Annotated in this window: 17 protein-coding genes; 11 read left to right on the top strand and 6 right to left on the bottom strand. The window is 69.8% G+C overall.

The features are described 5' to 3' along the window. Nucleotides 1–6: 6 nt before the first annotated feature. From AQI95_RS20335 to AQI95_RS20350, 4 genes are all read left to right on the top strand, one after another. The gene (locus AQI95_RS20335) at nucleotides 7–726 is read left to right on the top strand and encodes a YggS family pyridoxal phosphate-dependent enzyme (protein WP_067125284.1); all 720 of its coding nucleotides are present in this window, start codon (nucleotides 7–9) and stop codon (nucleotides 724–726) included. A 128-nt stretch (nucleotides 727–854) separates the two neighbouring features. Further along, nucleotides 855–1,496 (top strand): cell division protein SepF, encoded by a 642-nt coding sequence (locus tag AQI95_RS20340; protein WP_067125286.1) that lies wholly within the window; start codon nucleotides 855–857, stop codon nucleotides 1,494–1,496. Between the two features lie 60 nt (nucleotides 1,497–1,556). Continuing rightward, nucleotides 1,557–1,844 (top strand): YggT family protein, encoded by a 288-nt coding sequence (locus tag AQI95_RS20345; protein ID WP_067125289.1) that lies wholly within the window; start codon nucleotides 1,557–1,559, stop codon nucleotides 1,842–1,844. A 55-nt stretch (nucleotides 1,845–1,899) separates the two neighbouring features. Next, nucleotides 1,900–3,060, top strand: a complete 1,161-nt coding sequence (locus AQI95_RS20350) for a DivIVA domain-containing protein (protein WP_067125291.1) — start codon at nucleotides 1,900–1,902, stop codon at nucleotides 3,058–3,060. A gap of 216 nt (nucleotides 3,061–3,276) precedes the next feature. On the opposite strand, the gene ileS is transcribed toward AQI95_RS20350, so the two are convergent. Continuing rightward, nucleotides 3,277–6,438 carry an isoleucine--tRNA ligase gene (gene ileS / locus AQI95_RS20355; protein WP_067125294.1) on the bottom strand — a complete coding sequence of 1,054 codons (3,162 nt, stop codon included), beginning with the start codon at nucleotides 6,436–6,438 and terminating at the stop codon, nucleotides 3,277–3,279. 605 nt (nucleotides 6,439–7,043) lie between these two features. Between ileS and AQI95_RS20360 the strand changes: the two genes are divergently transcribed. The 6 genes from AQI95_RS20360 (at nucleotide 7,044) to AQI95_RS20385 (ending at nucleotide 12,749) form a co-directional block, all read left to right on the top strand. Continuing rightward, on the top strand, nucleotides 7,044–8,171 hold the full coding sequence (locus AQI95_RS20360; protein ID WP_067125297.1) for a TraR/DksA family transcriptional regulator: 1,128 nt from the start codon (nucleotides 7,044–7,046) through the stop codon (nucleotides 8,169–8,171). Nucleotides 8,172–8,230: 59 nt separating this feature from the next. Next, complete coding sequence (lspA, locus tag AQI95_RS20365; RefSeq protein ID WP_067125300.1) at nucleotides 8,231–8,875, top strand: signal peptidase II; 645 nt, start codon at nucleotides 8,231–8,233, stop codon at nucleotides 8,873–8,875. A 100-nt stretch (nucleotides 8,876–8,975) separates the two neighbouring features. After that, on the top strand, nucleotides 8,976–9,920 hold the full coding sequence (locus AQI95_RS20370; RefSeq protein WP_067125303.1) for an RluA family pseudouridine synthase: 945 nt from the start codon (nucleotides 8,976–8,978) through the stop codon (nucleotides 9,918–9,920). Next, nucleotides 9,917–10,384, top strand: a complete 468-nt coding sequence (locus tag AQI95_RS20375; protein WP_067125306.1) for a GNAT family N-acetyltransferase — start codon at nucleotides 9,917–9,919, stop codon at nucleotides 10,382–10,384. Before AQI95_RS20370 ends, AQI95_RS20375 begins: the two co-directional genes overlap by 4 nt. Nucleotides 10,385–10,479: 95 nt before the next feature. Then, a complete protein-coding gene (locus AQI95_RS20380) occupies nucleotides 10,480–12,066 on the top strand; it encodes a Na+/H+ antiporter (RefSeq protein WP_067125309.1) in 1,587 nt (528 codons plus the stop codon). 104 nt (nucleotides 12,067–12,170) lie between these two features. Further along, nucleotides 12,171–12,749: a dienelactone hydrolase family protein gene (locus AQI95_RS20385; protein WP_067125312.1), complete on the top strand. Its 579-nt coding sequence runs from the start codon at nucleotides 12,171–12,173 to the stop codon at nucleotides 12,747–12,749. A 6-nt stretch (nucleotides 12,750–12,755) separates the two neighbouring features. Here the strand turns inward: AQI95_RS20385 and AQI95_RS20390 are convergent, their stop codons facing one another. From AQI95_RS20390 to AQI95_RS20405, 4 genes are all read right to left on the bottom strand, one after another. Next, entirely contained in the window at nucleotides 12,756–14,426 is a 1,671-nt protein-coding gene (locus AQI95_RS20390) for an alkaline phosphatase D family protein (RefSeq protein WP_067125315.1), read from the bottom strand. A gap of 94 nt (nucleotides 14,427–14,520) precedes the next feature. Next, nucleotides 14,521–15,333, bottom strand: a complete 813-nt coding sequence (locus tag AQI95_RS20395) for a DsbA family protein (protein ID WP_067125318.1) — start codon at nucleotides 15,331–15,333, stop codon at nucleotides 14,521–14,523. Between the two features lie 132 nt (nucleotides 15,334–15,465). Continuing rightward, nucleotides 15,466–16,155: a hypothetical protein gene (locus AQI95_RS20400; RefSeq protein ID WP_067125321.1), complete on the bottom strand. Its 690-nt coding sequence runs from the start codon at nucleotides 16,153–16,155 to the stop codon at nucleotides 15,466–15,468. Between the two features lie 68 nt (nucleotides 16,156–16,223). Beyond that, entirely contained in the window at nucleotides 16,224–17,549 is a 1,326-nt protein-coding gene (locus AQI95_RS20405; RefSeq protein WP_067125324.1) for a DUF2252 domain-containing protein, read from the bottom strand. A 170-nt stretch (nucleotides 17,550–17,719) separates the two neighbouring features. Between AQI95_RS20405 and dnaE the strand changes: the two genes are divergently transcribed. Further along, nucleotides 17,720–21,259, top strand: coding sequence for a DNA polymerase III subunit alpha (gene dnaE / locus AQI95_RS20410; RefSeq protein ID WP_067125327.1), 3,540 nt, complete (start codon nucleotides 17,720–17,722; stop codon nucleotides 21,257–21,259). A 93-nt stretch (nucleotides 21,260–21,352) separates the two neighbouring features. Here the strand turns inward: dnaE and AQI95_RS48000 are convergent, their stop codons facing one another. Continuing rightward, nucleotides 21,353–21,517: a hypothetical protein gene (locus AQI95_RS48000; RefSeq protein ID WP_167361951.1), complete on the bottom strand. Its 165-nt coding sequence runs from the start codon at nucleotides 21,515–21,517 to the stop codon at nucleotides 21,353–21,355. Nucleotides 21,518–21,709 lie beyond the last annotated feature (192 nt).

Here is a 21,709-nt window from a genome sequence, read left to right on the forward strand (position 1 = left end):
TGGGGCATGACGGACCGTAAGACCGAACTCGCCGCAAATCTGGCGAAAGTGGAGGAACGCATCACCGCCGCCTGTGCGGCGGCGGGGCGAGGGCGGGAGGAGGTGACCCTGATCGTGGTCACCAAGACCTACCCGGCGAGCGATGTGCGGATCCTGTCGGAACTCGGTGTGCGCCATGTCGCGGAGAACCGGGACCAGGATGCTGCGCCGAAGGCCGCCGCGTGCGCGGATCTGCCACTGACATGGCATTTCGTCGGCCAGTTGCAGACCAACAAGGTCCGTTCCGTGATCGGTTATGCCGATGTCGTCCAGTCCGTCGACCGTGCCCGCCTCGTCACCGCGCTGTCCACGGAGGCGGTGCGGGCGCAGCGCGAGATCGGCTGCCTGATCCAGGTGGCGCTGGACGCGGGGGCGAGTGGCCGGGGTGAGCGCGGAGGCGCCGCGCCCGGCGGAATCGAAGAGTTGGCCGATCTCGTCGGCGAGGCGCCGGGGCTGCGGCTCGACGGGCTGATGACCGTCGCTCCGCTCGCCGGGGAGTACGCGGGACGCGAACAGGCGGCGTTCGGGCGGCTCATGGATTTGTCGACTGACCTGCGCCGAACTCATCCGGCTGCAACCATGGTGTCGGCAGGGATGAGTGCGGATCTCGAACAGGCCGTGGCCGCTGGGGCGACACATGTGCGCGTCGGCACTGCGGTACTCGGAGTCCGCCCCAAGCTCGGGTAACGTCGCCAAGAAGTCGGACCACAGCAGAAAATATGGTCAGTGCCTGTGAAGGCGGGCACAACGACCGCGTGGATCGCGGGCACTTGGCAGTCGTCAGCCGATCCACCACAGAGCGGAGGACTCAGAGCATGGCCGGCGCGATGCGCAAGATGGCGGTCTACCTCGGCCTCGTGGAGGACGATGGGTACGACGGCCGGGGATTCGACCCCGACGACGACTTCGAGCCTGAGCTGGACCCGGAGCCCGAGCGGGACCATCGACGACACGAACCCGCACACCAATCGCACAACGCACATCAGTCCCAAAGGGACGAAGAGGTGCGAATCGTGCAACCGCCCGCGCCCCGCGAGTCGGTGCCCCGTTCGACTTCGCTCGCCGCGGAATCCGGACGTCCCGCGCGCATCGCGCCCGTGGCATCCATCACACAAGAACGTCAGTCCCTGGAGAAGAACGCACCGGTGATCATGCCCAAGGTCGTGTCGGAACGAGAGCCGTACCGGATCACCACGCTTCACCCGCGGACGTACAACGAGGCCCGTACCATCGGGGAACACTTCCGTGAGGGCACCCCGGTGATCATGAATTTGACTGAGATGGATGACACAGACGCGAAGCGACTTGTCGACTTTGCGGCTGGTTTGGTGTTTGGTCTTCACGGCAGCATCGAGCGGGTGACGCAGAAGGTGTTCCTGTTGTCTCCTGCTAACGTCGATGTCACGGCGGAGGACAAGGCCCGCATCGCAGAGGGCGGGTTCTTCAACCAGAGCTGAGACGCACAACCGGATCGAAGTTCGGAAGAGCACGGAACAGGGGAGAGGGAAGCGCAGGCCATGAGCGTGTTCGTCACGGTGGTCCACACCGCGCTACTGGTGTTTCTCGCCGTGCTCATCTTCCGGCTGGTCATGGATTACGTGTTCCAGTTCGCCCGCTCGTGGCAACCCGGCAAGGCGATGGTGGTCGTACTCGAGGCCACCTACACTGTCACCGATCCACCGCTGAAGCTTCTGCGGCGGTTCATCCCGCCGCTGCGTCTCGGGGGCGTGGCGCTCGACCTGTCCTTCTTCGTACTGATGATCATCGTCTACATCCTCCTCTCCATCACGGAAAACTTCGTGTGATGAGGGTGGACGATACGGTCTTGCCGACTGCCGATGACTACGTTGAGGTGAAGAGATGCCGTTGACCCCCGAGGACGTGCGGAACAAGCAGTTCACGACCGTCCGCCTCCGAGAAGGCTATGACGAGGACGAGGTCGATGCCTTCCTCGACGAGGTCGAAGCCGAACTGACCCGTCTGCTCCGTGAGAACGAGGACCTGCGCGCCAAGCTGGCCGCGGCGACCCGTGCGGCCGCGCAGAACCAGCAGAACATGCGCAAGGGTCCGCCGGAGCAGGACCAGCAGCAGCATCCTCAGCAGCAGGGCATGCCGCAGCAGGGGATGCGAGGTCCCGGCGCTCCGGTGCCCGCCGGCATATCGGGCCCGCCGCAGCAGCAGATGGGTGGCCCCATGGGTGGTCCGCCCCAGCTGCCGAGCGGCGCCCCGCAGCTGCCCGCCGGTCCCGGCGGTCAGGGCGGCCCGCAGGGTCCCGGTCCGATGGGCCAGGGCCCCATGGGTCAGGGTCCGATGGGCCAGGGCCCCATGGGGCAGGGCCCGATGGGCGGACAGCCGCCCATGCAGCAGCAGATGGGCATGGGCGGTCCCATGGGTGGACCCGGTATGCCCGGTCAGGGCCCCGGTGGCGACAGCGCCGCCCGAGTCCTCTCGCTGGCCCAGCAGACCGCCGACCAGGCGATCGCCGAGGCCCGCTCCGAGGCCAACAAGATCGTCGGCGAGGCCCGCAGCCGCGCCGAGGGTCTGGAGCGTGACGCCCGTGCCAAGGCCGACGCCCTGGAGCGGGACGCGCAGGAGAAGCACCGCGTCGCGATGGGCTCCCTGGAGTCCGCCCGCGCCACGCTGGAGCGCAAGGTCGAGGACCTGCGCGGCTTCGAACGCGAGTACCGCACGCGCCTGAAGTCGTACCTCGAGTCCCAGCTGCGCCAGCTGGAGACCCAGGCCGACGACTCCCTGGCCCCGCCGCGCACCCCGGCCACCGCGTCGCTGCCGCCGTCCCCGGCGCCCTCCATGGCACCGGCCGGCGCGAGCGCCCCGTCCTACGGCGGCAACCAGACGATGGGCGGCAACCCCGCTCCGTCCGCCCCGTCCTACGGCGGTCAGCAGCAGATGACCCCGGCCATGACGCAGCCCATGGCCCCGGTCCGCCCGCAGGGCCCGTCCCCGATGGGCCAGGCACCCTCGCCGATGCGTGGGTTCCTGATCGACGAGGACGACAACTGAGCGCCGGGCACGGTGAGTAGTACGCCTTAGGCGTCGGCAGCGTTCAACAGGGCGGGGCCCCGGACTTCGGTCCGGGGCCCCGCCCTTTTTACGCGGGTTGCGGGTGTGCTTCAGGGGCTCGGGGAACCCCGCACGGTCCGTGGTCCGACGGAATCCACGCACAAGGGCCCGGCCTCCACCGAGTGGAGGCCGGGCCCTTCTCGCACTGCCCGGCGCCTACGCCTTCCGCAGCCGGAACGTCAGGCTCAGACCCTCGTCGGTGAACGGCTCACCGAAGCCGCCGTCGGCCTCGCCCTGGGCGAAGTCGGTCGACAGGACCTCGTCGGCGATCAGTTCGGCGTGCTCGGCCAGAGCGGCGATCACCGCGGGGTCGGTCGACTCCCAGCGCAGCGCGATCCGGTCGGCCACGTCCAGCCCGCTGTTCTTGCGCGCCTCCTGGATCAGCCGGATCGCGTCCCGGGCAAGGCCGGCCTGCCGCAGCTCCTCGGTGATCTCCAGGTCCAGTGCCACCGTGGCACCGGAGTCGGACGCCACCGACCAGCCCTCGCGCGGGGTCTCGGTGATGATCACTTCGTCCGGGGCGAGCGTGACCGTCTCACCGTCGACGGCCACCGACGCCGTGCCCTCGCGCAGGGCCAGGGACAGTGCGGCGGCGTCCGCGTTGGCGATCGCCTTCGCCACGTCCTGCACCCGCTTGCCGAACCGCTTGCCCAGCGCACGGAAGTTGGCCTTGGCGGTGGTGTCCACCAGGCTGCCGCCTCCCGCTGGACCAGCGGAGGAATCCGACAGCGACGCCAGCGAGGAGACGTTCAGCTCCTCCGTGATCTGGGTGTGCAGCTCGGGGGCGAGGGCCTCGAAGCCGGTCGCCGCGATCAGCGCGCGGGACAGCGGCTGACGGGTCTTGACGCCCGACTCCGCGCGCGTGGCCCGGCCCAGTTCCACCAGCCGGCGGACCAGGACCATCTGCTTCGACAGCTCCGGGTCGATCGCCGACAGGTCCGCCTTGGGCCAGGAGGCCAGGTGGACCGACTCCGGCGCGCCCGGGGTGACCGGCACGATCAGGTCCTGCCACACCCGCTCGGTGATGAACGGCGTGATCGGCGCCATCAGCTTGGTGACCGTCTCCAGCACCTCGTGCAGCGTGCGCAGCGCGGCCTTGTCGCCCTGCCAGAAGCGGCGGCGCGAGCGGCGGACGTACCAGTTGGACAGGTCGTCGACGAACGCGGACAGCAGCTTGCCGGCGCGCTGGGTGTCGTAGGCCTCCAGCGCCTGGGTCACCTGGTCGGTGAGCGCGTGGAGTTCGGACAGCAGCCAGCGGTCGATCAGCGGGCGCTCGGCCGGGGCCGGGTCCGCCGCGCTGGGCGCCCACTCGGACGTACGGGCGTACAGGGCCTGGAAGGCGACCGTGTTCCAGTACGTCAGCAGGGTCTTGCGGACGACCTCCTGGATGGTGCCGTGGCCGACCCGGCGGGCCGCCCACGGGGAGCCGCCGGCCGCCATGAACCAGCGCACCGCGTCGGCGCCGTTGGCGTCCATGAGCGGGATCGGCTGCAGGATGTTGCCCAGGTGCTTGGACATCTTGCGGCCGTCCTCGGCGAGGATGTGGCCGAGGCAGACGACGTTCTCGTACGACGACCTGTCGAAGACGAGCGTGCCGACGGCCATCAGCGTGTAGAACCAGCCGCGGGTCTGGTCGATCGCCTCGGAGATGAACTGCGCCGGGTAGCGGCTCTCGAACAGCTCCTTGTTCTTGTACGGGTAACCCCACTGCGCGAACGGCATCGAACCCGAGTCGTACCAGGCGTCGATGACCTCCGGCACGCGCGTGGCCGTCTTTCCGCAGCCGTCGTGGCGGCAGGCGAAGGTGACCTCGTCGATGTAGGGGCGGTGCGGGTCCAGGTTCGACTGGTCGGTGCCGGACAGCTCGGTCAGCTCCGCGCGGGAGCCGACGACGGTGAGGTGGTCGTCCTCGCAGCGCCAGATCGGCAGCGGGGTGCCCCAGTAGCGGTTGCGGGACAGCGCCCAGTCGATGTTGTTGTTCAGCCAGTCGCCGTACCGGCCGTGCTTGACCGTGTCGGGGAACCAGTTGGTCTTCTCGTTCTCCTGGACGAGGCGGTCCTTGATCGCCGTCGTGCGGATGTACCAGGAGGGCTGCGCGTAGTAGAGCAGCGCGGTGTGGCAGCGCCAGCAGTGCGGGTAGCTGTGCTCGTACGGCAGGTGCCTGAAGAGGAGGCCGCGCTGCCCCAGGTCCTCGGTGAGCTGTTCGTCCGCCTTCTTGAAGAAGACGCCGCCGACCATCGGCACGTCCGCCTCGAAGGTGCCGTCCGGGCGGACCGGGTTCACGACCGGCAGGCCGTAGGAGCGGCAGACCTTCAGGTCGTCCTCACCGAAGGCGGGGGACTGGTGGACCAGACCCGTACCGTCCTCGGTGGTGACGTAGTCGGCGTTCACCACGAAGTGCGCCGGCTCCGGGAACTCCACCAGCTCGAAGGGACGTTGGTAGTTCCAGCGCTCCATCTCGGCGCCGGTGAAGGTCTGGCCCGTGCTCTCCCAGCCCTCGCCGAGCGCCTTGGCGAGAAGCGGCTCGGCGACGACGAGCTTCTCCTCGCCGTTGGTCGCGACGACGTAGGTGACCTCCGGGTGCGCGGCGACCGCCGTGTTGGACACCAGGGTCCAGGGGGTCGTCGTCCACACCAGGAGCGCGGCCTGGCCGGCGAGGGGACCGGAGGTGAGCGGGAAGCGGACGTACACGGACGGGTCGACGACCGTCTCGTAGCCCTGCGCCAGCTCGTGGTCGGACAGGCCGGTGCCGCAACGCGGGCACCAGGGGGCGACACGGTGGTCCTGGACCAGCAGGCCCTTGGTGAAGATCTCCTTCAGCGACCACCAGACCGACTCCACGTACTCGGGGTCCATGGTGCGGTAGGCGTCGTCCAGGTCGACCCAGTAGCCCATGCGGGTCGTCAGCTCGGCGAAGGCGTCGGTGTGCCGGGTCACCGACGCGCGGCACTTGGCGTTGAACTCGGCGATGCCGTACGCCTCGATGTCCTGCTTGCCGGAGAAGCCCAGCTCCTTCTCGACGGCCAGCTCGACGGGCAGGCCGTGGCAGTCCCAGCCGGCCTTGCGGGCCACGTGGTAGCCGCGCATGGTGCGGAAGCGGGGGAAGACGTCCTTGAAGACACGCGCCTCGATGTGGTGGGCGCCGGGCATGCCGTTCGCGGTGGGCGGGCCTTCGTAGAACACCCACTCCGGGCGGCCCTCGGACTGCTCCAGGCTCTTGGTGAAGATCTTCTGGTCGCGCCAGAAGTCGAGCACGGCGTGCTCAAGAGCGGGCAGGTCGACCTGTGCGGGCACCTGGCGGTACGTCGGCGCTGTCATCTGCGAGCATCCTCCAACGGACTTGCTGCCTTCCGTCGGAGGGACGAGAGCCTTCGATCCTGTCTACGCCGTGTGCGGCGCGCTCCCGCGGTACCACCCTCCTTGGCCCTCCGTCGCGCCGTGCGCGCCGGTGAGCCCCCTCATTGGGGTCGCGAAACCGGTTCTACTCGTCCCAGCGCACTGGCTGCGGCTTTCTTCCGGCGGCTCCGGGGTGATCTTCACGTCGCGCTCGCCCCCGGGCTCACACCGTCCCCGGGTCGCTCTGGGCTGCGTACGCCGCTACTCGTCCCCATCCACGCTTTTCGCTGCGCCCAGTGTACGGCGCCGCACGGACAGCCGCGGACCGGATTTCCGCGCGGCGCGGTCGCCGGCGGTGCAGGGGGCCGGGATGACCCGAATGGCGTGAGGCCCGGCGCCCGGGTCCCTGGAGGCCGGGCCCGGCGGATTACCCGCCGGGGAGCTGGGCACAACGGATGCAGGCCCGCTGCGTGGGGGTGCGGGCGGGCGAATCGGGCGGTGTGCCCCGTTGCCGCGGGACTCAAGTCGATTTATCGTCCCAGCACGAATTCGCGGACACGATCACAATATGTGAAGGGGTCGCGGCCATGGTGGCGAAAGAGACCGCCGTACAGCAGCCGGCGACCGGCCGGCGCGGGGGCGCGGCCGCCTCCGGCACTGCGGCTGCCTCCGGTGGCGAGGCCAAGGGAGCGGCCGGCAAGAAGAGAGCCGCCCAGGAGAAGGCTCCCGAGAAGACCGAGGCCAAGCAGTCCGAGGCCAAGCAGTCCGAGGCCAAGCAGTCCGAGGCAAAGAAGTCCGAGGCGAAGGGCTCGGCCGGCAAGAAGGCTGTCGCCAAGAAGGTCGCCGCCAAGAAGGCCGCGGCGAAGGAGACGGTTGCCCGGAAGGCGGCGGTGACGGAAACGGCCGCCGAGAAGGAGACCGCAGCCAAGAAGAGCACGGCGAAGGAGGCCGCAGCGAAGAAGACCCCGGCGAAGAAGAACGCGGTGAAGAAGACCTCGGTGAAGAAGACCTCGGGGAAGAGAGCCGCTGCCGAGAAGGCGCCGGCCGGTGAGGCCGCCGGGAAGAAGGCGGCCGCCAAGGGGAAAGGGGCGGCGGAGGAGACGGCCGTCAGGAAGCCGGTGGCGAAGAAGGCCGGCGGCGGGAAGGCGGCCGCCGAGGGCGTCTCCACGGAGGCGGCCGACACGAGCACGGCCAAGAAAGCGGGCGCGGCGCGGGCCGCGAAGCAGACGGGAGCCACGACAGTGGTTGCGAAGAAGACTCCTGGCACGGCCACGGCGGACACCGCCGTTCCCAAGGCGCGCGTCGCCGCGGTGGAACCCGGCGAGCTGGCGGTGCGCCCCGGCGAGGACCCCTGGACCCCGGAAGAGGTCGCCGAGGCCCGTGCCGAACTGCTGTCCGAGGTGGAGCGGCTGCGCGCCGAGATCAGCTCCTCCGAGGCCTCCCTCGTGGGCCTGATGCGGGACTCCGGCGACGGCGCCGGAGACGACCAGGCCGACACCGGCACCAAGAACATCACGCGTGAGCACGAGATGGCGCTGGCCGCCAACGCGCGCGAGATGCTCATTCAGAACGAGCACGCCCTGGAGCGGCTGGACGCGGGCACCTACGGCCTGTGCGAGAACTGCGGCAACCCCATCGGCAAGGCCCGGATGCTGGCCTTCCCCAGGGCCACGCTGTGCGTCGAGTGCAAACAGAAGCAGGAACGTCGCTCCTGAGCGTGCCGGGCCGTGCCGTAGTCTCGTCCTCAGCCAGGCACCTAGGTTGAGGGACTCACGTGGCAGAGGCGGAGCGCATCATCGGTACGCCGGACACCCCGGACGACAGCGGCGAGCGGACGGCGGCGGCCGGGGCACCCGCCGGCTCCGGCGCGCCCGCCGCGCGCGGCGCGTCCGGTACGGGCGAGCAGCAGGTCCCGGCGGACGCGCGTGGCCGTCGCGGGCGCCGGATCGCCCTGCTGTTCGCGGTGGCCGCGTTCGCGTACGCCCTCGATCTGATCAGCAAGATGCTGGTGGTCGCCAAGCTGGAGGGCCGCGCGCCGATCAAGCTCGTCGGGGACTGGCTGGAGCTGAACGCCCTGCGCAACCCGGGTGCGGCCTTCGGCTTCGGTGCGGCCTTCACGGTCATCTTCACCGTGATCGCCGCGGCCGTGATCGTGGTGATCATCCGCCTGGCCCGCAAGCTCTACAGCTACCCGTGGGCCGTCGCGCTCGGCCTCCTGCTCGGTGGCGCCCTCGGCAACCTCACCGACCGGATCTTCCGGTCGCCGGGCGTGTTCGAGGGCGAGGTCGTGGACTTCATCGCGCCCAGGGGCTTCGCGGTGTTCAACCTGGCGGACTCGGCGATCGTGTGCGGCGGCATCCTGATCGTGCTGCTGTCCTTCCGCGGTCTGGACCCGGACGGCACGGTCCACAAGGACTGAGGTCACGGCACGCTTCGCAAGGCCCGGGACCGACGCCCTCCACAGCCGGTTCTCCACAGGCTCGGTCGGGCCCCTTCCGCCCGTCCGGCATACTCGACGGGTGAGCACGATTCCCGAGATCCGAACCCTGCCCGTGCCCGACGGCCTGGAGGGCGAGCGCGTCGACGCCGCCATCTCCCGCATGTTCGGCTTCTCCCGCACGAAGGCGGCCGAGCTGGCCGCGGCCGGCAAGGTCCAGGTCGACGGCGCGGTGGTCGGCAAGTCCGAGCGGGTGAGCGGCGGTGCCTGGCTCGAGGTCGAGATGCCGCAGGCGCCCGCGCCGGTGCAGGTGGTCGCCGAGCCGGTCGAGGGCATGGAGATCGTGCACGACGACGATGACGTGGTCGTGATCGTCAAGCCGGTCGGCGTGGCCGCGCACCCGTCGCCGGGCTGGAGCGGCCCCACCGTCATCGGCGGCCTGGCCGCGGCCGGGTACCGGATCTCCACTTCCGGCGCCGCCGAGCGCCAGGGCATCGTGCACCGCCTGGACGTCGGCACCTCGGGCCTGATGGTCGTCGCCAAGTCGGAGCGGGCGTACACCTCGCTCAAGCGCCAGTTCAAGGAGCGCACGGTCGACAAGCGCTACCACACCCTCGTCCAGGGCCACCCGGACCCGACGAGCGGCACGATCGACGCGCCGATCGGCCGCCACCCGCACCACGACTACAAGTGGGCGGTCACGGCCGACGGCAAGCCCTCGGTGACGCACTACGACCTCGTCGAGGCGTTCCGCGCCGCCTCCCTGCTGGACGTGAAGCTGGAGACCGGCCGCACCCACCAGATCCGCGTCCACATGTCCGCCCACCGCCACCCCTGCGTCGGCGACCTCACCTACGGCGCCGACCCCACCCTCGCCAAGCGGCTGCGTCTGACCCGCCAGTGGCTGCACGCCGTGCGCCTCGGCTTCGAGCACCCCGGGGACGGCCAGTGGGTGGAGTTCGAGAGCGGGTACCCCGAGGACCTGCAGACGGCCCTCGACAAGGTCCGCGAGGAGACCTACACATGAGCGGGCCGTACACCGTCCGGATCGCCGAGAACCCGGCCGACCGCGAGGCCTGCTTCGCGGTCCGCAAGGAGGTCTTCGTCCTCGAACAGGGCGTGGACGAGGACATCGAGTACGACGCCTACGACGCGGTCGCCGTGCATGTCCTGGCGGTCCGCGAGGACGGTGTGCCGCTCGGCACCGGGCGGCTGCTGCACGGCGCGGCCGCGGCGGCGAAGACCGGCGGGGACGCTTCGGTGGGCTCCCTGGGCCGGCTCGCCGTCAGTCGCGAGGCCCGTGGGCTCGGCGTCGGCGTGGCCCTGGTCCGGGCCATCGAGGACGTGGCACGCGCGCGTGGCCTGACCGCGGTGGACCTGCACGCCCAGACCCAGGCCCTCGGCTTCTACGAGCGCCTCGGCTACGCGCCGTACGGTCCGCAGTTCCCGGACGCCGGCATCCCGCACCGCGCGATGCGCCGCGCCCTGTAGGTGTTGCGCGGCGCCTTGCGGTGGCAGGCGTGCGCGCCGGCCGGATGGCAGGCTTGAGACCTGCCGTGTGATCGTCGACCCTCGGAGCGTCGGCCGTGGATCAGTTGGCTCTGCTGTTCGTCCTGCTGCTCGGGGCCCTGGTGAGCGTCCCGGTGGGCGACCGGTTCGGGGTACCGGCGCCGGTGCTGATGACGGTGTTCGGCGGGATCCTCGCGGTGGCCGACTTCGTGCCCGACGTCGACATCCCGCCGGATCTGATCCTGCCCGGTCTGCTGCCGCCGCTGCTCTACGCCGCCGTGCGGCGCACCTCCTGGCGCCAGTTCGCGGCCAACGTCCGCCCGATCTTCCTGCTGGCCGTCGCCCTGGTCTTCGTGACGACGGTGAGCGTGGCGTTCGTCGCCAACGCGATCGTGCCGGGGCTGCCGATGGCCGCGGCCGTCGCACTCGGCGCGCTGATCGCCCCGCCCGACCCGGTGGCCGCGACCAGTGTCGCCGGGCAGCTCGGGCTGCCCCGCCGTCTGGTGTCGATCCTGGAGGGCGAGGGGCTCTTCAACGACGTGACGGCCATCGTGCTGTACCACGTGGCGATCGCCGCGGTCGTGAGCGGCTCGTTCTCGCCGTGGCAGGCGGGGCTGGACCTCGTGCTGTCCGCCGTCGTCGCGGTGGTCGTCGGCCTGGTGCTCGGCTGGGGTGCGAACAGGCTGATGGACCTGCTGGGCGATCCGACACTGCAGATCGGCATGACCCTGCTGGTGCCGTACGCCTCTTACGTGCTCGCGGAGAAGCTGCACGGCTCGGGGGTGCTGGCGGTGCTCACCACGGCGCTCTTCCTCGCCGAGTACGCCACCGGCGCCGACGACGTGATGACCCGGCTGGCCGGGCACACCTTCTGGGACATCATCGACACGCTCGTCACGGGCGTCGCCTTCGGGCTCATCGGTCTCGAGCTGCACAACGCCATCCGCACGGCCGAGGGGCGCTGGGGCGAGCTGCTCGGCTGGGCCGCCGCCGTGGTGGGCGTGGTGGTCGTCGTACGGCTCGTGTGGCTGCTGCCCGCCACCTGGCTGACCAAGCGGTTGCACGCGCGGCGGGACTACGACGAGGAGATCCCGGTCAGCTGGCGGGAGACCGTCGTGATGTGGTGGTCCGGGATGCGCGGGGTGGCCTCGGTGGCGCTGGCGCTGGCCGTCCCGCTGAAGACCGACGACGGCTCGCCGTTTCCCGACCGGGACGAGATCGTCTTCATCGCCTTCGGGGTCATCATCGTCACGCTGGTCCTGCAAGGGCTCACCCTGCCGTGGCTGGTGAAGCGGCTCGGGGTGCGGGCCGACTCCGAGCGGGAGAAGCAGGTCGAGAAGGAGCTGGCGGTGCGGGCCGCGAAGGCGGCCAGGCGCAGACTGCGGGAGATCGAGCAGGTGGAGGACCTGCCCGAGGAGCTGTCGGAGCAGATGCTGCGGCGCGCCTTCGACATCGGCATCCGGATCAGCCCCGACATGGGCGGGGAGGAGCGGCGGGAGGCGCAGCACCAGCGGATCAAGCGGATCAAGCGGATCCGGAACATCCAGAACGAGATGCTGAGCGCGGCGCGGCACGAGGTCCTGGCGGCGCGGAGCGAGCCGGGGGCGGATCCGGAGATCGTGGACCGGGTGCTGCGGCATCTCGATGTGCGCAGCCTGCGGTGACCTGGGGTGGGGGGTGCTGACCCGCGCGGTGGACCTCGCCGAGCCGGAGCAGGTGTGCGGGGTGGCCCGTTCGGCGCCGCCGCACCGGCTGGCACCATGGCCTCATGAACATCATGCTTTTTCACTCGACCTACGGCCTGAGGCCCGCGGTGCGCCAGGCGGCGGACCGGCTGCGCGCGGCCGGCCACGAGGTGTGGGCGCCGGACCTCTTCGAGGGGCGCACGTTCGACACCGTCGAGGAGGGCATGGAGTCCAAGGACCGGATCGGCAAGGAGGAGTTGCTGAAGCGGGCTGTGCTGGCGGCGGCTCCGTACTCGGACCGCGGGCTGGTGTACGCCGGGTTCTCGCTCGGCGCCTCCATCGCCCAGACCCTCGCCCTCGGCGATGACAAGGCGCGCGGGCTGCTGCTTCTGCACGGTACGTCGGACATCGCGCCGAACGCGCAGGTGGACGAGTTGCCCGTGCAGCTGCATGTGGCCGAGCCGGACCCGTTCGAGACCGACGACTGGCTGAGCGCCTGGTATCTGGAGATGGGTCGCGCGGGCGCCGACGTGGAGGTCTACCGGTACGCCGGCGCCGGGCACCTGTACACCGACCCCGAGCTGCCGGACTACGACGCCGAGGCCGCCGAGTCCACCTGGCGGGTGGCGCTCGGCTTCCTCGACGGTCTGCAGTCCGCGTAGCCGCCGCTACACCGGGTCGTAGGTCCGCTCGATCTTCTGCGTCCCGCTGCGGGTGCGGTACGAGCGCTCCCACTTGGCGGTGGCACTCGCGTCGGTGCGGTCGGACAGGACGTAGTAGTCCATCTGGGCGCGGTCGGCGGTGATGTCCAGCACGCCGAAGCCGTGCCGGTCGGTGTCCACCCAGTGGACGTGCCGGTTGGCGGCCTCGATGAGCGGCGCGGCGATCACGGAGACCGTGCCCTCGGGGACCTTGACGATGTCGTCGAGGTTGTCGGAGGTCACCGAGGTGATGACGAACTCGGTGGCCGCCGACGGCGACAGCGGGTAGGTGCCCGCGTCCACCGGCACGTCGTTGGCCCAGGACATGTGGATGTCACCGGTCAGGAAGACGGTGTTGCCGATGGCGTTCGAGCGCAGGTGGTCGAGCAGCTCGCGGCGGTCGTGGGTGTAGCCGTCCCACTGGTCGGTGTTGACGCCGATGCCGTCCTGCGGGAGGTCGAGCAGCTTGGCGAGCGGCTTGAGCAGGTCGGCGGTGAGGGAGCCGACGACGAACGGGGCGATCATCACCGAGTTGCCGACCAGCCGCCACTTGGTGTCGGAGGCCTTGAGTCCCGCCTTCAGCCAGTCGAGCTGGGCGCGGCCGGTGATCGTCCGGTTCGGGTCGTCGACCGAGCCGCTGCCCGCGGACGCCTGCTGGGAGCGGAAGGAGCGCAGGTCCAGCAGGGACAGATCGGCGAGCTTGCCGAAGCGCAGCCGCCGGTAGGTGGTCCCCTCGACGGCGGGGCGCACCGGCATCCACTCGAAGTAGGCCTGCTTGGCGGCCGCCTTGCGGGCGGTCCAGGTGCCCTCGGCGCCCTCGGTGTGGTTGACCGCGCCGCCCGACCACGCGTTGTCGGCGAACTCGTGGTCGTCCCAGATCGCCACGACCGGCGCCTTCAGGTGCAGGGCCTGGAGATCGGGGTCGGTCTTGTACTTGCCGTGCCGGATCCGGTAGTCGGCGAGCGTGATGATCTCGTTGGCCGGCGCGTGCGGGCGCACGACCGTGCCGCGGGCCGCGTACTCGCCCGACTTGTACTCGTAGATGTAGTCGCCGAGGTGCAGCCACGCGTCCAGGTCGCTGCGCGCCGCGAGGTGACGGTAGGCGGCGAAGTAGCCGGCCTCCCAGTTGGCGCAGGTGACCACGCCGAAGCGCAGTCCGGACACGGCCGCGTCCGCCGCCGGGGCGGTACGGGTGCGGGCCGCCGGGGAGTCGGTGCCGCCGGCCGAGAAGCGGAACCAGTAGTCGGTCGCCGGCTGCAGGCCGCGGACGTCGGCCTTCACGGTGTGGTCGGAGGCGGCGGTCGCCTTGACGGAGCCCTTGGCGACGATGCTGGTGAACGCCTTGTCCTTGGCGACGACCCAGCTCACCTCGGTGTCCGGGCCGAGCCCGGAGCCGGGTACGGCCTCCGGGGTCGGGGTCACCCGGGTCCACAGCAGGACGCCGTCGGGCAGCGGGTCACCGGAGGCGACACCGTGCAGGAAGGCAGGGGCCTGGCCGGCGGCGCGCGCCGGAAGGGTGGCGGCGAGGGGGCCGGCCAGCACAGCGGTCGCCGCCGCGGCCTTGACGACCGTACGGCGGCGGGGCGAGAGGGAGCTGAGGCCTTCGATGGCCGGAAGTGATCTTTTACGACTGGTCACGGCCGATCAGGTTACTGACCGGTACGCACATAAGAGCGGGCGAACAGCCAATGTTCGCCCGCTCTTCACATGAAGGTCGGATTCCGACGCCTCGTCAGCCCTTGAGCGCCGCGCCGACGGCCTTGTCGAAGTCGGCCGCGGTCATGGGCGGGTTCTTGCCGTCGGGGCCCGTCACCGTCTTGTCGCCCACCTTCAGGGTCGGGGTGCCCTGTATGCCGTCCTTGTCGAAGATCTTGGACTCCTCCAGCGCCCACCTGTCGTAGGTGCCGTCCTTCACGGCCTTCTGGAACGCCGCGTTGCCCTTCAGGGCGGGGACCGTGTCGGCGATCTTGATCAGATAGGCGTCGTCCTTGAACTTGTCGTCCTGCTCGTCGGGGTGCCACTTCGTCGAGTACATCGCGGCCTTGAACTCGAGGAACGCCTCGGGGCTGACGTTGAGCGCGGCGCCGAGGGCGCTGAGGGCGTTCTTGGAGCCCACGCCGGGCAGGTTGTTGTCGAGGAAGGTGGCGCCGACGTAGCGGAGCTTGAACGTGCCGTCGGCGATGCCCTTGCGCACGGTCGGGCCGACGGACTGCTCGAACTGCGCGCAGACCGGGCAGCGCGGGTCCTCGTAGATGGTGAGGGTCTTCTTGGCGGTGCTCTTGCCGAGGACGACGGTCGTGCCGTCCGAGCCCGTGGTGTTGGCCGGCTTCACGAGCTTCTGGTCCTTCGCGGCGTCCCACCCGGTGGGCTTGTTCGCCTGGACGACGGCGTAGCCGATGCCGCCGGCCGCGGCCAGCACGGCCACCACCGAGGCGGCCACGACGACCTGCCGCCTGGCCTTGTCGCGCTTGGCCTGCCGCTCGCGCTCGGCGCGCAGGCGCTCTCGGGCCGCCGACTTCTCCGACTGGCTGTTCCGCTTGCTCATACTGGTGATCTCCGTGTGGGACGCGCACATGCCGTACGCGGGATACGTGTGGGGGACTGGGTGTGCTCGGATGCCGGCGCTCCGGCGCCGTCCGATGGGCGCTGGGAGCCGGCGTCGCTCAACCGCCGACGTTCAGCAGGCGGCGAGGACGGGCGAGCACGGCGGTCCACGCCGACCCAGGGAGTGCACGAAGAGCCGGTCGCGGGCGGCGGCCCGGCGCGGAGCCGGCCGGGGCTGCCGGCGGACCGGGGTCAGCCGGACGGCGACCGCGGCGACCGCGAGGAGCAGCGGCCGGAAGGTGGTGGCGGCGACGGCGCGCGCCAGCTGCAGCAGCGCCCGCTCGCCCCGGCGCAGCCAGGCGGCGGCGAGCAGGCCCACGCCGACGTGCGCGGCGAGCAGCAGCCAGGCGGCCGCCGGAGTGGCGTGCGCGAGCACTGCCTCGGGACGGCCGTGAGCGCCGGTCATCCGGGCCAGCGGGGTGCCGACGGCACCGCCCTCGCACAGCACCTTGAAGCCGAAGGCGTGCAGCGGGCCGGCGACCGGGCCGCCCGCGCGGCCGTAGCAGGTGTACTGGCCGGTGGTGAACACCGTGTCGGCCGTCAGTTCCAGCGGGATCAGCAGGGCCGCGATCGCACCGAAACCGCGCTCGCGGCCCGCCAGCGCGTACGCGGTGACGAACACGCCTGCGGAGACCGCCAGCACGGTCGCCACCGGCAGCGGGGCCCGGGACAGCAGCACGTGCGACGCGGTGCTGAGCGTCACGACGACAGCCGTGAACAGCGCCGCGCGCACGGCTCTGAGCTGGGTCCCGGATATGTCCATAGCAAAAGAAGAGTCTGTCACGCACGGGAGTAAAGGACCCCTAAAGGGTGCCTGTGAGTGCGCGAAGGTTACAGCCCCGGAATCCGGCCGTTGCGGAACAGGTCGACGAAGATCTGGTGGTCGGCACGCGCGCGTGCGCCGTAGCTGTGGGCGAAGTCCACCAGGAGCGGCGCGAAGCCCTCCTCGTCGGCGGCGAGCGCCGCGTCGATGGCCCGCTCGGTGGAGAACGGCACCAGGGACTCGCCGGAGGTGTCGTCCGCCGCCGCGTGCATCGCCGCGGTCGCCCGGCCCAGGTCGGCGACGACCTGCGCGATCTCCTCCGGGTCGTCGATGTCGCTCCAGTCCAGGTCGACGGCGTACGGCGAGACCTCGGCGACCAGCTGGCCCGAGCCGTCCAGCTCGGTCCAGCCCAGCCACGGGTCGGCGTGCGCCTGCAGGGCGCGCTGGGAGATCACCGTGCGGTGGCCCTCGTGCTGGAAGTAGCCGGCGACGGCCTGATCCGTGATGTGCCGGGAGACGGCCGGGGTCTGGGCCTGCTTGATGTAGATCACGACGTCGTTCTCCAGGGCGTCGCTGTGGCCCTCCAGGAGGATGTTGTACGACGGCAGGCCGGCCGATCCGATGCCGATGCCGCGGCGGCCGACGACGTCCTTCACGCGGTAGGAGTCCGGGCGGGCCAGGGAGGAGTCCGGCAGCGTCTCCAGATAGCCGTCGAAGGCGGCGAGGACCTTGTAGCGGGTGGCCGCGTCCAGCTCGATCGAGCCGCCGCCCGGCGCGAAGCGGCGCTCGAAGTCGCGGATCTCGGTCATCGACTCCAGCAGCTCGAAGCGGGTCAGCGAGCGGGCGGCCCGCAGGGCGCCCAGCAGCGGGCCCTCGGCGGTGTCCAGGGTGAACGGCGGCACCTCGTCGCTCTTGGCGCCCGTGGCCAGGGCGTGGATGCGCTCGCGGTAGGCGGCCGCGTAGATCGTCACCAGCTCGGCGATCTGCTCGTCGCTGAGCGCCTTCGCGTGCCCGATCAGCGCGATCGACGCCGAGAAGCGCTTCAGGTCCCAGGTGAAGGGGCCGACGTACGCCTCGTCGAAGTCGTTGACGTTGAAGACCAGGCGGCCGTTGGAGTCCATGTACGTGCCGAAGTTCTCCGCGTGCAGGTCGCCGTGGATCCACACGCGCGAGGTGCGGTCGTCCAGGTACGGGCCGCCGCGCCTGTCCGTCTCCAGGTCGCGGTAGAAGAGGCACGCGGTGCCCCGGTAGAACGCGAAAGCCGAAGCCGCCATCTTCCGGAACTTCACCCGGAACGCGGCCGGGTCGGCGGCCAGGAGCCGGCCGAAGGCGGTGTCGAAGACGGCGAGGATCTCCTCGCCGCGCTGCTCGTCGCTGAGCTGGGGGACCGACATCGCGGGGTGCCTCCTGGTGCATTGCCTGTACGACAGCGTCTCTGCCGTACCCAACGCACGAAGGTACGTGGGAGTGCCCGCCCAGTGTCAGTGGCGGGGCATAGACTTCGACGCTGACCCCAGAACTGTCCGTCCGCCTGTCGCCGAGTGTTTCCGTTGGAGGCCATACCGTGTCAAAGCCGCCCTTCACGCACCTGCACGTCCACACCCAGTACTCGCTGCTGGACGGTGCCGCGCGGCTCAAGGACATGTTCAACGCCTGCAACGAGATGGGCATGACGCACATCGCCATGTCCGACCACGGCAACCTGCACGGGGCGTACGACTTCTTCCATTCCGCGCAGAAGGCCGGAATCACCCCGATCATCGGGATCGAGGCGTATGTCGCCCCCGAGTCCCGGCGCAACAAGCGCAAGATCCAGTGGGGTCAGCCGCACCAGAAGCGCGACGACGTCTCCGGCTCCGGCGGCTACACCCACAAGACGATGTGGGCCACCGACAAGACGGGCCTGCACAACCTCTTCCGGCTCTCCTCCGACGCCTACGCCGAGGGCTGGCTGCAGAAGTGGCCCCGGATGGACAAGGAGACCATCGCCCAGTGGTCCAAGGGGATCGTCGCCTCCACCGGCTGCCCCTCCGGAGAGGTGCAGACCCGGCTGCGCCTGGGCCAGGACGAGGAGGCCCTCAAGGCCGCCGCCGACTACCAGGACATCTTCGGCAAGGACCGCTACTTCCTGGAGCTGATGGACCACGGGATCGACATCGAGCACCGGGTCCGCGAAGGCCTGCTCGAGATCGGCAAGAAGCTCGGCATCCCCCCGCTGGTCACCAACGACTCGCACTACACGTACGCGCACGAGGCCGGTGCCCACGACGCCCTGCTGTGCATCCAGACCGGCAAGAACCTCTCCGACCCGGACCGCTTCAAGTTCGACGGCACCGGCTACTACCTGAAGTCCACGGACGAGATGTACGCCATCGACTCCTCGGACGCCTGGCAGGAGGGCTGCGCCAACACGCTCCTCGTCGCCGAGATGGTGGACACCACCGGCATGTTCGAGGCGAAGAACCTCATGCCGAAGTTCGACATCCCCGACGGCTACACCGAGGTCACCTGGTTCAAGGAAGAGGTCCGCCTCGGGATGGAGCGCCGCTTCCCCGGCGGCGTCCCCGAGGACCGCCAGAAGCAGGCCGAGTACGAGATGGACGTCATCATCCAGATGGGGTTCCCCGGCTACTTCCTCGTGGTCGCCGACTTCATCATGTGGGCCAAGAACAACGGCATCGCGGTCGGCCCCGGCCGAGGCTCCGCGGCCGGCTCGATCGTCGCCTACGCCATGGGCATCACCGACCTCGACCCGATCCCGCACGGCCTGATCTTCGAGCGCTTCCTCAACCCCGAGCGCGTCTCCATGCCCGACGTCGACATCGACTTCGACGAGCGTCGGCGCGTCGAGGTCATCCGGTACGTGACGGAGAAGTACGGCGCCGACAAGGTCGCCATGATCGGCACGTACGGCAAGATCAAGGCCAAGAACGCGATCAAGGACTCCGCGCGCGTGCTGGGCTACCCGTACGCCATGGGCGACCGGCTCACCAAGGCGATGCCCGCCGACGTCCTCGGCAAGGGCATCGACCTGAACGGCATCACCGACCCCTCGCACCCGCGCTACAGCGAGGCGGGCGAGATCCGCGGGATGTACGAGAACGAGCCGGACGTGAAGAAGGTCATCGACACCGCCAAGGGCGTCGAGGGCCTGGTCCGGCAGATGGGTGTGCACGCGGCCGGCGTGATCATGTCCAGCGAGACCATCACCGAGCATGTCCCGGTCTGGGTGAGGCACACCGACAACGTCACCATCACGCAGTGGGACTACCCGAGCTGTGAGTCGCTCGGCCTGCTGAAGATGGACTTCCTCGGCCTGCGCAACCTCACGATCATGGACGACGCCGTCAAGATGGTGAAGGTCAACAAGGGCGTCGACATCGACCTCCTCGGCCTCCCGCTCGACGACCCGACGACCTTCGAACTGCTCCAGCGCGGCGACACCCTCGGCGTCTTCCAGTTCGACGGCGGCCCCATGCGCTCGCTGCTGCGGCTGATGAAGCCCGACAACTTCGAAGACATCTCCGCCGTGTCGGCGCTGTACCGCCCGGGCCCCATGGGCATGGACTCGCACACCAACTACGCGCTGCGCAAGAACAAGCTCCAGGAGATCACCCCGATCCACAAGGAGCTGGAGGAGCCCCTGGAAGAGGTCCTCGCCGTCACCTACGGCCTGATCGTCTACCAGGAGCAGGTCCAGAAGGCCGCCCAGATCATCGCGGGCTACTCGCTCGGCGAGGCCGACATCCTCCGCCGCGTGATGGGCAAGAAGAAGCCCGAGGAACTGGCGAAGAACTTCACCATCTTCCAGGCCGGCGCCCGCAAGAACGAATACAGCGACGAGGCCATCCAGGCCCTGTGGGACGTGCTGGTCCCGTTCGCCGGCTACGCCTTCAACAAGGCCCACTCGGCCGCGTACGGCCTGGTCTCGTACTGGACCGCCTATCTGAAGGCGAACTACCCCGCCGAGTACATGGCCGCGCTCCTGACCTCCGTCAAGGACGACAAGGACAAGTCGGCGATCTACCTCAACGAGTGCCGCCGCATGGGCATCAAGGTGCTCCCGCCGAACGTCAACGAGTCGGTGCACAACTTCGCCGCCCAGGGCGACGACGTGATCCTCTTCGGCCTCGAGGCCGTGCGCAACGTCGGCACCAACGTGGTCGAGTCGATCATCAAGAGCCGCAAGGCGAAGGGCAAGTACGCCTCCTTCCCCGACTACCTCGACAAGGTCGAGGCGGTCGCGTGCAACAAGCGCACCACGGAATCGCTGATCAAGGCCGGCGCCTTCGACACCATGGGCCACACCCGCAAGGGGCTCACGGCGCAGTACGAGCCGATGATCGACAACGTGGTCGCGGTCAAGCGCAAAGAGGCCGAGGGGCAGTTCGACCTCTTCGGCGGCATGGGCGAGGAGGAGAGCAGCGAGCCCGGGTTCGGGCTCGACGTGGAGTTCACCACCGAGGAGTGGGAGAAGACCTATCTGCTCGCCCAGGAGCGGGAGATGCTCGGTCTGTACGTCTCCGACCACCCGCTCTTCGGTCTGGAGCACGTGCTGTCCGACAAGGCCGACGCGGGCATCTCCCAGCTCACCGGCGGCGAGCACGCCGACGGCGCGGTCGTCACCATCGGCGGCATCATCTCGGGCCTGCAGCGCAAGATGACCAAGCAGGGCAACGCCTGGGCCATCGCCACCGTCGAGGACCTCGCCGGCTCCATCGAGTGCATGTTCTTCCCGGCCACCTACCAGCTGGTGTCGACCCAACTCGTCGAGGACGCCGTGGTGTTCGTCAAGGGCCGCCTCGACAAGCGCGAGGACGTCCCCCGGCTCGTCGCGATGGAACTGATGGTCCCGGACCTGTCCAACGCGGGCACCAACGCGCCGGTGATCCTCACCATCCCGGCCACCAGGGTCACCCCGCCCATGGTCAGCCGCCTCGGCGAGATCCTCAGCCATCACAAGGGCGACAGCGAGGTGCGGATCAAGCTGCAGGGCCCGCGCAAGACCACCGTGCTGCGCCTGGACCGGCACCGGGTCAAGCCCGACCCGGCGCTCTTCGGCGACTTGAAGGTGCTGCTCGGTCCGTCCTGCCTGGCCGGCTGACCCGCACCAGCGCGAGGACGCGCGCGAAGGGGCGCACCCGTCACGGGTGCGCCCCTCATGTGTGCCTGGGCTTCAAATGCCCTTATGCAGATGTCAGTTGTGGCCGAAGCGACGCTGGTGCGTGCGGGCTACGTCCGCGGGCGTACCCTGCGCGTCACGATGCTGGATCGCGTCCAGCGTGGCCTTCTCGGCCTGCTGCTGGCCGCGCTCGCTCTGCGAAGCCTTCGGCTGCTTACGTTCCTTCTTGTTCTTGGCCATGGTGATCTGCCTCCTGTGGGGGATCTAGGGGCCAGGGCCGCAATCAGATTCACATACGCTGACATCGGGCGCATGTCGGATAATTACCGTGTGTGACAGGGCGGGTGGACGCGCGCGAGCGGGAAACGCCACGCCGAAGATCCAGTTCCGGCCGTTAACCTTCGCGCGGTCGGGCAGACTCGAAGGAAGTCC

Origin of the sequence: Streptomyces yokosukanensis, from assembly GCF_001514035.1 — a bacterium.
Classification (GTDB): domain Bacteria; phylum Actinomycetota; class Actinomycetes; order Streptomycetales; family Streptomycetaceae; genus Streptomyces; species Streptomyces yokosukanensis.

Excerpts from the sequence above, each read along its gene's own strand:
- AQI95_RS20335 (WP_067125284.1), top strand. The coding sequence starts at position 7 with ATGACGGACCGTAAGACCGAACTCGCCGCAAATCTGGCGAAAGTGGAG.
- AQI95_RS20340 (WP_067125286.1), top strand. The coding sequence starts at position 855 with ATGGCCGGCGCGATGCGCAAGATGGCGGTCTACCTCGGCCTCGTGGAG.
- AQI95_RS20345 (WP_067125289.1), top strand. The coding sequence starts at position 1,557 with ATGAGCGTGTTCGTCACGGTGGTCCACACCGCGCTACTGGTGTTTCTC.
- AQI95_RS20350 (WP_067125291.1), top strand. The coding sequence starts at position 1,900 with ATGCCGTTGACCCCCGAGGACGTGCGGAACAAGCAGTTCACGACCGTC.
- ileS (WP_067125294.1), bottom strand. The coding sequence starts at position 6,438 with ATGACAGCGCCGACGTACCGCCAGGTGCCCGCACAGGTCGACCTGCCC.
- AQI95_RS20360 (WP_067125297.1), top strand. The coding sequence starts at position 7,044 with ATGGTGGCGAAAGAGACCGCCGTACAGCAGCCGGCGACCGGCCGGCGC.
- AQI95_RS20375 (WP_067125306.1), top strand. The coding sequence starts at position 9,917 with ATGAGCGGGCCGTACACCGTCCGGATCGCCGAGAACCCGGCCGACCGC.
- AQI95_RS20385 (WP_067125312.1), top strand. The coding sequence starts at position 12,171 with ATGAACATCATGCTTTTTCACTCGACCTACGGCCTGAGGCCCGCGGTG.
- AQI95_RS20395 (WP_067125318.1), bottom strand. The coding sequence starts at position 15,333 with ATGAGCAAGCGGAACAGCCAGTCGGAGAAGTCGGCGGCCCGAGAGCGC.
- AQI95_RS20400 (WP_067125321.1), bottom strand. The coding sequence starts at position 16,155 with ATGGACATATCCGGGACCCAGCTCAGAGCCGTGCGCGCGGCGCTGTTC.
- AQI95_RS20405 (WP_067125324.1), bottom strand. The coding sequence starts at position 17,549 with ATGTCGGTCCCCCAGCTCAGCGACGAGCAGCGCGGCGAGGAGATCCTC.
- AQI95_RS48000 (WP_167361951.1), bottom strand. The coding sequence starts at position 21,517 with ATGGCCAAGAACAAGAAGGAACGTAAGCAGCCGAAGGCTTCGCAGAGC.